Annotated in this window: 11 protein-coding genes and 1 pseudogene; 8 read left to right on the top strand and 4 right to left on the bottom strand. The window is 44.0% G+C overall.

Annotated elements, in window-relative coordinates; translation table 11 throughout:
• Positions 1 to 151 precede the first annotated feature (151 nt).
• The 3 genes from AACQ17_RS01135 to AACQ17_RS01125 all read left to right on the top strand — a co-directional run bounded on the left by AACQ17_RS01135 (position 152) and on the right by AACQ17_RS01125 (position 3008).
• Positions 152 to 295 carry a hypothetical protein gene (locus AACQ17_RS01135; protein WP_339366193.1) on the top strand — a complete coding sequence of 48 codons (144 nt, stop codon included), beginning with the start codon at positions 152 to 154 and terminating at the stop codon, positions 293 to 295.
• 41 nt (positions 296 to 336) lie between these two features.
• A complete protein-coding gene (empA, locus tag AACQ17_RS01130) occupies positions 337 to 2172 on the top strand; it encodes a zinc metalloprotease EmpA (protein ID WP_094147915.1) in 1836 nt (611 codons plus the stop codon).
• A 227-nt stretch (positions 2173 to 2399) separates the two neighbouring features.
• Positions 2400 to 3008 (top strand): 2OG-Fe(II) oxygenase, encoded by a 609-nt coding sequence (locus AACQ17_RS01125; RefSeq protein ID WP_029189973.1) that lies wholly within the window; start codon positions 2400 to 2402, stop codon positions 3006 to 3008.
• 108 nt (positions 3009 to 3116) lie between these two features.
• Here the strand turns inward: AACQ17_RS01125 and speG are convergent, their stop codons facing one another.
• The gene (gene speG, locus AACQ17_RS01120) at positions 3117 to 3638 is read right to left on the bottom strand and encodes a spermidine N1-acetyltransferase (protein WP_013868118.1); all 522 of its coding nucleotides are present in this window, start codon (positions 3636 to 3638) and stop codon (positions 3117 to 3119) included.
• Positions 3639 to 3728: 90 nt separating this feature from the next.
• Positions 3729 to 5189, bottom strand: a complete 1461-nt coding sequence (locus AACQ17_RS01115) for an aminotransferase-like domain-containing protein (protein ID WP_094147916.1) — start codon at positions 5187 to 5189, stop codon at positions 3729 to 3731.
• A gap of 97 nt (positions 5190 to 5286) precedes the next feature.
• On the opposite strand from AACQ17_RS01115, the gene AACQ17_RS01110 reads away from it, so the two are divergent.
• From AACQ17_RS01110 to pstB, 5 genes are all read left to right on the top strand, one after another.
• On the top strand, positions 5287 to 6189 hold the full coding sequence (locus tag AACQ17_RS01110; RefSeq protein ID WP_026027683.1) for a DMT family transporter: 903 nt from the start codon (positions 5287 to 5289) through the stop codon (positions 6187 to 6189).
• Positions 6190 to 6471: 282 nt separating this feature from the next.
• Positions 6472 to 7293: a phosphate ABC transporter substrate-binding protein gene (locus AACQ17_RS01105; RefSeq protein WP_026027935.1), complete on the top strand. Its 822-nt coding sequence runs from the start codon at positions 6472 to 6474 to the stop codon at positions 7291 to 7293.
• Between the two features lie 211 nt (positions 7294 to 7504).
• Positions 7505 to 8437, top strand: a complete 933-nt coding sequence (gene pstC, locus AACQ17_RS01100) for a phosphate ABC transporter permease subunit PstC (protein WP_017045968.1) — start codon at positions 7505 to 7507, stop codon at positions 8435 to 8437.
• Between the two features lie 5 nt (positions 8438 to 8442).
• Positions 8443 to 9306: a phosphate ABC transporter permease PstA gene (gene pstA / locus AACQ17_RS01095; RefSeq protein WP_026027681.1), complete on the top strand. Its 864-nt coding sequence runs from the start codon at positions 8443 to 8445 to the stop codon at positions 9304 to 9306.
• Positions 9307 to 9351: 45 nt separating this feature from the next.
• Positions 9352 to 10101, top strand: coding sequence for a phosphate ABC transporter ATP-binding protein PstB (gene pstB, locus AACQ17_RS01090; RefSeq protein ID WP_013868112.1), 750 nt, complete (start codon positions 9352 to 9354; stop codon positions 10099 to 10101).
• A 73-nt stretch (positions 10102 to 10174) separates the two neighbouring features.
• Here pstB and AACQ17_RS01085 read toward each other — a convergent pair whose 3' ends face one another.
• The gene (locus AACQ17_RS01085; RefSeq protein WP_094128048.1) at positions 10175 to 11275 is read right to left on the bottom strand and encodes a GGDEF domain-containing protein; all 1101 of its coding nucleotides are present in this window, start codon (positions 11273 to 11275) and stop codon (positions 10175 to 10177) included.
• Positions 11275 to 11512, bottom strand: a pseudogene (locus tag AACQ17_RS01080) (oxidoreductase); the annotation flags it as partial. The pseudogene AACQ17_RS01080 and the gene AACQ17_RS01085, both read right to left, overlap by 1 nt.

The following is an 11512-nucleotide window of genomic DNA, read 5'->3' as shown; positions in this document are numbered from 1 at the left end:
TTTGCCAATGAGATTTACAAATTAATTCTCATCAAAATCAAGCAAAAATTATATTGATAGTTATGTGCACTATTAAATGTACATATAATTATCATTTATGTTTATCTTGTTGACATGCAAGTTAATTATCATAAAAAATTTTCGAGTTATTTTGGCTATTGTCTTTTTTGTGGCCATTTTATTTGACGCTCGTTTTGCACTATTTTTCCGTGCTACTGGCAAGACTATCTTTCTTGAACCACTGTCAATGAGCGAACCATTCGCAGTCACGTCGCTGGTGGTTGATTGGATGTAAGTCGTCAGCGGATGCTAATAATAACTCTCTAGGATTGAGAAATGAAAAAAGTACAACGTCAAATGAAGTGGCTATTCCTCGCAGCCTCTATCAGCGCAGCACTACCAGTATCAGCCGCGAAAATGGTGCAGGTTGATGATCCAAGTCTACTCGAACAAGCTTTATCCATGCAGGCTCGCAGTATTGTGCCAACACAAAATGGCTTTCAGGTGGTAAAAAGCGTCACTCTACCTAATGGTAAAGTCAAAGTCCGTTACCAGCAGATGTATCATGGTTTACCGGTCTTTAATACGTCAGTCGTAGCAACGCAAACTGAGAAAGGTATCGGCCAAGTTTACGGTATGATGGCGCAGCAAATTGATTCTGATGTGGTAAGTACTTCACCACAAGTTGAACAAAAGCAAGCGGTTAGTATTGCACTTACGCATTACCAACAACAAAACCCATCACTAACGAGTGCGGATCTTGTTACAGAAAACGAGCGTGCTCAATTGATGGTGCGTTTGGACGAAAACCAAATGGCTCAAATGGTTTATTTAGTCGACTTCTTTGTTGCAACCAATGAGCCTGCACGGCCATTTTTCTTTATTGATGCGAATTCTGGTGACGTATTACAAACTTGGGAAGGGTTAAACCATGCAGAGGCGACGGGTACTGGACCTGGTGGAAATCAGAAGACAGGTTTTTATCAGTACGGAACAGATTTCCCAGGGTTAGTGATAAATAAAGTAGGCAACACCTGTAGCATGGTGAATAGCGCTGTAAAAACCGTGGATATGAAGCATGCGACATCGGGTGGTTCAACGTTCAGCTATTCATGTAGCGACGCGAGTAATTACAACGATTACAAAGCGATTAATGGCGCTTATTCACCGCTTAATGACGCACACTACTTTGGTAAAGTGGTGTTCGATATGTACAAAGACTGGATGAACACCACTCCATTAACCTTCCAGCTAACTATGCGTGTGCATTATGACAGCAACTATGAAAATGCCTTCTGGAACGGATCGTCCATGACCTTTGGTGATGGCCAAAATACATTTTATCCATTAGTGGATATCAACGTCAGCGCGCATGAAGTGAGCCACGGCTTTACCGAGCAGAACTCAGGGCTTGTTTACCAAAATATGTCTGGCGGGATGAATGAAGCGTTCTCTGATATTGCTGGGGAAGCGGCTGAATTTTATATGAAAGGCAGCGTTGACTGGGTGGTCGGGAGCGACATTTTCAAATCTTCCGGTGGCTTACGTTATTTTGATCAACCGTCAAAAGATGGCCGTTCTATCGATCACGCTTCTCAATACTACAATGGATTAAATGTTCACTATTCAAGTGGTGTATTTAATCGCGCGTATTATTTGCTAGCCAACAAAGCCAATTGGTCGGTTCGTAAAGGTTTTGAAGTGTTCACCGTCGCTAACCAGTTATATTGGACAGCAAACAGTACCTTTGACCAAGGTGGATGTGGCGTCGCAAAAGCGGCACAAGATTTAGGTTATAACAAAGCGGATGTGGTTGATGCCTTTAACCAAGTGGGCGTAAATGCTAGCTGTGGCGTAGTGCCTCCAACGGAGAATGTGCTAGAAAAAGGCAAACCAGTAATAGGGTTACAAGGTACGCGAAGCTCCGAAGCCTTCTATACCTTTACGGTCGCAAGCTCAACCAGCGCTAAAGTTTCGATCAGTTTGGGCTCAGGTGATGCTGATTTGTATGTCAAAGCCGGCAGCAAACCAACCACTTCTTCGTGGGATTGTCGCCCTTACAAATCGGGCAACAATGAACAGTGCACAATTTCTGCAACACCAGGAACCACCTACCATGTGATGCTCAAAGGCTATAGTAACTACAGTGGTGTAACGTTAAGACTGGATTAATCATCTTTATTGATTAAATTTAAAGGGGCACGAGTCAGTGCCCCTTTGTTATGTAGGAGGGTATTCAACGATAGGTTGTTCAACAACCACGGTGTTTGTTTCTAGTCTTTTCTTGCCAGCTTCTCCGCCTCCACAAATTCGCCTTGTCTTAAGCATCGAAACACCGATTTGTTGTTATGGCTTGCTATCGATATAACCACAGCACTTTTGTTATATGTAGTGTGAAAATGTCGTTAGATAAATTGATGGATGCAATTGCCGATCAAGGTTGGTACATATGGGATGACTTTTTAACACCAGAGCAAACCAAAAACCTACGAGCTTGTACGCCACCGCAGTTACAAGTGGCGCGAATTGGCAGGCACGATGCCTTGCAATTAGAGGTTGAAATACGCAACGATAAAATCCAATGGATTGAAAACAGCATGGGCTTGCCTGTGCAAGACTATTTGCAACGTATGGAGCAAATTCGGCAAGAGGTTAACCGCCACTTTTTTCTTGGGCTATTTGAATACGAAGCTCATTTTGCCAAATATGAAATAGGGGCATTCTACCAAAAACACCTCGACGCCTTTACAGGCAACGCCAGCCGCAAACTGACGACGGTATTTTATATGAATGATCGGTGGTGTGGTGCTGATGCAGGTGAGTTGGTTATTTACGATGTTGAAGATCAGTATCTCGCGACGGTTGCGCCGATAGCGGGGCGTTTACTGGTCTTTTTATCCGAACGTTTTCCGCATGAAGTACAACCTACCAACGCTGAGCGTTTCAGCATCGCTGGGTGGTTTCGCATTAATGGCGTGACAGGCAACAAGCTCGATATTGCCAGTTAACGCAAAAAAGCTAATAAGTAAGCGTGGCTTTTGTGCTGCCACGCTCTTTTATCAATCAAATTTGATCAGGGTAAAATGAGGATGTGACCATTATTCACTCCTATGACGTTACGCGGGCTTATTAAGATACGCGTTTTGCAAAATGTACATGCGCTTTACGTCACGATATTGGCCATTAATGAAGAATTCTTCAACTAAGTGCCCTTCCTCAACAAAGCCGGCTTTTTGGTATAAATGGATGGCTTTTTCGTTTTCCGTCGACACATGCAGGTAGATTTTGTGTAGGTTCAAAATGGTGAAAGAGTAGTCTAAGGCTTTGTTGATCAAGGTTTGTGCAAACCCTTTTCCTTGGTGCTCTGGCGTGATGATGATCTGAAACTCGCCACTGCGGTGAATGTAATCAATTTCAATTAATTCAACGAGACCGATCAGTTCCTTATCTCGGTTCTCAACCACAAACCGACGCTCGGCGTTATCGTGAATGTGCTTGTTGTACAGCTCTTCCAGCTCATCAAAAGATTCATAAGGCTCTTCAAACCAGTAAGACATAATGTTGCGGTTGTTATTGAGATCATGGATAAAGCGTAAGTCACCGCGCTCTAACGCTCTTAATGATAATTGATTATTCATAGCAAACCTTCATTGAACTAAGGCATTCATCTTATGCCGACTTTGTTGCAATACAAGTGGTTAGTCAGCAATTTTTTAAAATGCGTACGCTTACGTCTTGTGATCTGATGCCGCGAGATGAATCAGTTCGGTCAGTTTGTTTATGCTTTCCTGCCATGCCATGTTGTCTTCAAAGTTCGCTACACTGAAACGGATACAGTGTTGGAATTGTCCCTGCGTTGCAAAAAGATGCCCCGGCAGGAGGCTGATTTTGTTTTGCAGGCCGCGTTGATAAAGCTCAAAACTATCGATGAATGGCGGAAGTGTCAGCCAGCATAAAAATGAACCTTCAGGTCGGCTTAATTGAAACTGCCCTTGCAGCGACGGGTAGTGATTGAGCGAGGTGGTGAGCAATTTGGCAAAGCGCTGCTGGTTCAGTTGGTAAGTGCGGCGCATTTTGGCTAGATGTTGACGGTACTTACCACTTTCGAGAAATTCCGCTACGGCTGATTGGATTAAATTCAAGCTGCCCATATTCTCGCTGAGCAATATCTTTTCTATTTGCGCTTGATACTTTCCAGCGATGATCCAACCGATCCTCAGCCGTGAATCCAAGGTTTTGGAGAGCGAATTGATGTAAATAACGCGGCCTTTGCCATCCAACATTTTCAAACAAGGTATCGGCTTTTGAAAATACAGGCCACCAAACACATCATCTTCAATAATTGGTGTATCACCACTGACAGCCAAAAGCTGTTTACGTTTTTCCAGAGGCATTTGTGAACCGGTTGGGTTGTTAAAATTAGGCGTGACGAGAATCGCCTTAATCGGCCATTGAGATAGAGCTTGTTCGAGGGCGCTGATGTCGATGCCTTCGACACTATGGCTGGGGATCTCCACCACTTTTAAGCCTAATGATTCAAGCAACAGCAGCGTGCCAAAATAACAAGGTGACTCAACGGCCACAATGTCTTCGCGCTTGGTTAATGCACGAAATGCGAGGCTGATGGCCTGCTGACCGCCATGCGTAATGGCGATTTCTTGTGCTTTGATTTGTAGGCCCAAATCTTGCGATATTTTTAGCAGTTGTTTGACTAAATGGCTATTACCTGGCGGTAGCTGATAGTGGCTAGGAATGTGCGTTTGCTGGCGGCTGTGGCGGCCAATTTCTGCATACAAACTACGAATCGCGGCGCTTTGCGTATTAGGATGCGCTGAACCTGCGGGCATGTGATGTTTCACTGTGGGTTGAACCAAAATTGATTTAGATAAAGAGAGCAGGTCAATGCTATTGGGTTGTGGCAGCGGAATCTCCAAAGGGGTTATAGCACCTTGGACTCGATAGCCTGAACGAGGCTGAGAGTAGACGACATTCATCGCTTCTAACTCTTGATAAGCACGAATAACGGTATTTTTGCTGACAGACAGTTGTTCGCATAGCTGGCGAATGGAAGGCATTTTATCGTGTGCGTGGAATAAACCATCGTCGATGCTCTGCTTAAGATGACGTTTTACCTCAGTATATTTAGGTTCAGTATATTTAGGATCCGTGTTTTTAAGCTTACTTTTCATTCTGTACCCACTAAATTATTCAAATCTGTGCCTTTTGCGCATAACTGTACCCAAATAAAGTAGCAGCATAGAATCGATTGTGGCTAGGAATTTTGTGATGTTTGTAAGAATGATCCCGTTCTTGTTTGTCGTGCTATGGGCATCTGGTTTCGTTGGCGCAAGGTTTGGCTTAATGTATGCGGAACCTGCCACGCTGCTCACGCTGCGCATGGTGGCGAACGTGGTGCTTTTTATTGGTTTGCTGTTATTGCTCAAAAGGCGCATTCCGCGTGGTCGCCATTTGTGGCATTCCTGTATAACGGGCGTGTTGATTCATGGTTGCTATTTGGGCGGAACCTACCAAGCGATTTCTTGGGGAATGCCAGCAGGTTTAAGTGCTCTGCTGGTGGGGACGCAACCCATTTTGACTGCGCTGCTGCTGGTTTTTATGAGTACAGAGCGCTTTAATCTGGCGCAGTGGTTAGGGTTAGCTCTTGGGTTTTCTGGGATAAGTCTCGTCTTGATGGGTAACATTGAGTGGCAATCGGAAGTACACAAATGGCCTGCCATTAGTTTGTGTTTGTTATCTCTGCTCGGCATCACGCTCGGCACCTTATATCAGAAAAAATTTTGCCAAGGTGTGGATATGATTGGCAGCGCTACCGTGCAATATGTGGCTGCGTTATGCCTATTTTTACCTTGGGCTTGGAGCTTTGAAACCATGCAAGTGCAATGGACACCGACCTTTATCATGACACTGGTATGGCTGGTTGTGGTGCTGTCATGTGTCTCTATTTTATTGCTGTTGTATATGGTTGAACACGGTGCGGCCTCAAGTGTGGCTTCGGTGTTTTATCTTGTACCACCAACCACCGCCATTCAAGCATGGCTTGCTTTTGATGAATCATTGGATGGGTTTGGTGTTGCGGGCTTCTGCCTTGCCGTTACGGCTGTTTATCTGGTGGTGAAAAAGCCGAATCTGCTGAGAAAATTGGCGAAACCGGTATTTGAGCGTTCATAAAATTCACCCCTATAAACCGAACTTAGAATGGAGTGCTCTGCTGGTGGTTGGGTAATTAATGGATAATTTCTGACTCGCGGCGGCACCTAATGACTTTGCCAATTTTTTCAGATTGATCTTAAGTGATGCACTCAAAAATGCGCTGCCCTTCCTCTGTTTTCCTAAAATATTTTACTGTGTCATCTAGTTTTAAACTAAGTGAAACACAACTGTCATATTTGCGTCCTAAAGTGAGTTTCGTTCAATACACAACGGCAATAAAGCCTCTTAAGGATATTTGTGATGAAAAAGACAGTAATCGGTGCAATCGCTCTTTTAGGTGCATTGGCAGTTAACCCAGTTTTTGCAAAAGAAACCATTTCTGCTGTTGGCTCTAGCAGCGTAACGCCATTGATGGAAGTTTTCTCTGAAACATATATGAAGAAAAACGCGGACGTGTTTATTGAGGTTCAAGGCCCAGGTTCTTCTGCGGGTATTAAAGCCGCTAAGAACGGCAGTGCGGATATTGGTATGTCTTCACGTGGCCTAAAAAGCTCAGAAAAAGAAGCATCATTAGTTGAAGAAAAGATTGCGCTTGATGGTATAGCGGTGGTTGTGCATCCAAGCAATAAAGTAAAAGGGTTGAGTGCTGAACAAGTCTCTGCCGTTTACCGAGGCGAGATCACGAATTGGAAAGATGTCGGTGGTGAAGACAAACCTATCGTTGCAATTACTCGCGATACCGCATCAGGGACTCGTGGTGCATTCGAAGAGATTATGAAACTGACAAAAAAAATCTCAGACAAGACGGTATCTGCTATCTCTCAACGAGCTCAAGTAGCTAACGGTAACGGCAGTTTGAAAACTATGGTTGCGTCTAACCCTTATTCCATCGGTTACATCTCTCTTGGCACCGTTGATAACACGGTTCATGCCTTAGCGGTAGACGGTACTGATGCATCGGTAGATAACGTGAAAAATGGTTCATACAAAGTGGCTCGTCCTTTCCTTGTACTGTACAAAAAAGGCCAACCATCCGCTCAAACGCAACAGTTCCTTGATTGGATGTTAACGCCTGAAGCTCAAAAACTCGTTGCAGAACATCACTATATCGCAGTGAACTAATTGACTCTCCCATTCGACTTGAAGGTGCAGCAACGTTGTTTCGTTCAGCCCAATCACATGCTTTATCCATGTGGCTGGGAATTCACTGACTTGCTGTTTAGCCGCCACTTCAAGTTGTTTGGGGAAATAACTTTAAAAGTTTGCTTGGCCCATCGTTGGGGCTGAGCCTTTTCTATCCACGTCGATTCCATCGAATAGTGAGATTGATACTATGACCATCGCAACAAATAGTGAAAAGCTTATGAACAACGTTTCTACGCAAGCTTCCAAACGTGCACTTCGTGCTAAAAAGCGTGTGGACTGGAAAGAGCGCATTTTCCACGGGTTGTTTCTTACCAGTGCCATTATTGGCATTGTGTCTCTTGCCATCATTGCCTACTTCATTTTCCGCGAAAGTATTCCCGCATTTCAAGAAGTGGGTATCTCGGGTATCGTCCTTGGACAAGATTGGTTGCCGCCAGCTCTGTATGGTGTGGCAACTATGATTGTCGCTTCTGTGGTTTCAACGTTTGGTGCGGTTATCGTTGGTGTGCCTGTGGGCGTCCTTACCGCTATCTTTATTGCCGAAGTCGCACCAAAACGTGTCGCGAATATCATTCGCCCAGCCGTTGAATTGCTCGCAGGTATTCCTTCCGTGGTCTATGGTTTCTTTGGTCTTGTGATTATTGTTCCTTTGATTCAGGACATTTTCCAAGTTCCTGCGGGCAATACCATTCTCGCGGGCATTATTGTGCTTGGTGTCATGATCTTACCGACGGTGATTACCGTGTCTGAGACTTCTATTCGCGCAGTCCCTCATGCGTACAAAGAAGGTTCTTTGGCATTAGGTGCATCCAGTATTTTTACTATCTTCAAACTGCTGGTACCAGCAGCTCGCTCCGGAATTATGACTGGCGTCATCTTAGGAATTGGGCGTGCGCTCGGTGAAACCATGGCCATTATTATGGTGATGGGCAACGCGCCAGCGATGCCTGAAGGTATTTTAGACTCAGCACGCACGCTGACAGCCAATATTGCGATTGAAATGTCTTACGCAAGTGGTGTTCATGCCAGTGCGCTTTACGCAACAGGCGTTGTGCTATTGGCATTCATCATGATCTTGAATGCCACATTGCTCTATTTAAACCGTGAGAGAGCGAGATAATAGTGATGGATACAGTAAAACTAAAACGTGCCCGCCAGCTAAAAGATAACGTATTGAAAATATCTATTTGGATTGCGGCCGCTGTAACAGTCGGCTTCCTATTTTGGATTATCTGGTACATCCTTTCTAACGGGCTACAACACGTAGATTGGAATTTCGTTACTGACGATTACACCCGTACTGGCAATGAACACGGGATCTTCCCGATGATCATATCGACGATTTATATGGTGATCGCTTCTATTTCGGTGGCCGCCCCGTTGGGTATTATGACGGCGATTTATCTTACCGAATACGCCAAAATCGGTAGCCGCTTGGTGAAAGTGATCCGCTTTTGTACCGAATCTTTGGCGGGGATCCCCTCCATTATCTTTGGTCTATTTGGCATGACCTTCTTTGTGGTGATTCTAGGCTTAGGCTTCTCTATTTTGTCGGGTGCGCTAACGCTCAGCATTTTGATTTTGCCTGTGATCATTCGGACCACAGAAGAAGCGTTGATGGCCGTTCCTCAAACTTATCGCGAAGGTTCTTATGGTCTTGGAGCCTCAAAAATATACACCATTTGGCGTCTGATTTTGCCAAGTGCAATGCCCGGCATCCTCACGTCAATTATTTTGAGTATTGGTCGTGTTATTGGTGAATCGGCTCCTGTGTTTTTAACCGCAGGAATGGTGGCACGTATTCCTGATTCATTGCTCGATTCAGGCCGCACCCTAACCGTTCACCTTTACAAGCTCACAACAGAGCTGTTCACGGTTGAAGAGTGGAATCAAGCCTACGGCACAGCAACCGTGCTGATTGTGGTTGTGCTACTGATCAACATGGTGACGAAGCTAATCGCAAGACGATTTAATACCGCTTCTTATTAAGCAGAGCGTTGGGCGCGATTTACAGAATTTTGAGAGATAACAAGAATGAACAAATTTAATATTGAAAACCTAGACCTTTTTTATGGCGATAACCAAGCGCTAAAATCAATCAACCTGCCTATTCCAACTCGTCAAGTGACAGCGCTGATTGGCCCTTCTGGCTGTGGAAAATCGACTTTATTACGCTGTTTGAACCGAATGAATGACCTCATTGAAGGCGTGACTATCACCGGTAAATTGGCGATGGATGGGCAAGATATTTACGGCAATATTGATGTTGCAGATCTGCGTATCAAAGTGGGAATGGTGTTCCAAAAGCCAAATCCGTTCCCAATGAGTATTTATGAAAACGTGGCGTATGGGTTACGCGCACAAGGGATTAAAGATAAAAAGCACATAGATGAAGTGGTTGAGCGCTCATTGCGCGGCGCGGCGTTGTGGAATGAAGTAAAAGATCGCTTGAAGTCGCATGCGTTTGGTCTCTCTGGTGGTCAACAACAGCGTTTGTGCATCGCACGTACGATAGCGATGGAGCCGGATGTGATTTTGATGGATGAACCAACGTCCGCCCTTGACCCGATTGCAACACACAAAATTGAAGAATTGATGGAAGAGCTGAAAAAGAATTACACCATCGTTATTGTCACGCACTCAATGCAGCAAGCGCGTCGTATTTCTGATCGCACGGCGTTTTTCTTAATGGGGGAATTGGTTGAACACAATGATACACAAGTGATTTTCAACAATCCTAAAGATGATAGAACCATGGGATATGTCAATGGCGATTTCGGCTAGTCACTTATTGCAGCGGCTAACCTGGAATAATAGCGGACTCATTATAACTATAAAGCGATGGTAACTTTGCCCCTCATACAGAGGGGCTTTTTTGTAGAAACTTCATGGCATACATATTCTTATCCGCAATATGTATTAATTGATTAATATTGGCTGAATCTTTAGGAAAAGAGGCAATACCGATACTGGTTGAAAGCTTTGCTCCCACTCCATTATCCACGAAAAAATTCTCTTTAAAACACGCTTTAATGTGGCGTTGCATAATGCTCAGTTCCATCGCATCTACGCTATGGATGATCAGGGCAAACTCATCACCCCCCATACGAAATACCGAATAATCAAAGGTTGGAATCGAATGTGTTAAGCGAAACGCTACTTGTTGCAACACACTGTCCCCTGCTTTATGACCATTTTGGTCGTTAATGGGCTTAAAGCCATTTAAGTCGAGAAGAAAGAGAGAGAAGGGGTTGTTGGTAGAAATTTGATTCAGCTCTTCAAACATAGCAAGGCGGTTTGCAAGTCCAGTTAGAGGGTCAGTTAACGCTAAGGTACGCTGAGCAACCGCTTCTTTATGAAAAATATAGCTAACTAAGCCAATGCAACCCAGCATCAAGAACATCAGCAGAAATTGTACCTGTGTTAGCCTATTTGCTTTTTCTTTTTGCTCGAGATAGATAGGGCTTTGCAGTTGAAAGTTTTGGTTTACATAGCCGATAACTTGGTCGTAAATCAAGTGGGCATGTTTTTCAAATACAGCCAATGACTTTTGATCTTTAACGGCCAGCAATAAGCTTTCTAATATTTTGAAATCATCAAAGTTGTTCTTAAAGAAATGCTGGGAATCCGTTCTACCCATAAAATTATCCGATTCCTTACTCGTTAGAATCAAGTCAAAACGGCTCCAAATCAGCTCATACTGCAGCCAAGTGTGCGCTCTCTTCTCCTGTGAATCTAAGTAATAAGGAATCGAAGCAACCAGCTCAGAATACTCCTTGGTGAGCTGGAATAAATACCAAGTTGCATAGTTACGTTGGTCGGTATAGGAGTTGGCTAAAGAGCGTGTGGTCGAAAGTATATACAAATTAGCGACGATCAAGGTGGCTGACAGGACAATCAACAGTGTTTTTGCCCGGTATAGCAAGGGGTGTAAAGTGCTGTGTTTTGTAAAATTCATTATTTACCGTGAATCAATAGTTTTTCTAACTGCCACACCATTTGGGTGTAATAAATGCCATTGTCTATTTGTGGATATTTATCTAGATTGTAGATCAGCCAAAACGGCCCCTTGTTTCTTATTTTCATTTCATCGCCATTCATGTGATAAGCAATAATGGGTTCATAGCGAGTTAAGTTTTCAATTGCAATATTAGCGGCGTAATCATTAATGGCCAAAAATGATACAGAAGAAACC

Origin of the sequence: Vibrio sp. V10_P2A27P122, assembly GCF_963874335.1 — a bacterium.
Taxonomy (GTDB): domain Bacteria; phylum Pseudomonadota; class Gammaproteobacteria; order Enterobacterales; family Vibrionaceae; genus Vibrio; species Vibrio anguillarum.
This window is presented reverse-complemented; position numbering and strand designations above follow the sequence as displayed.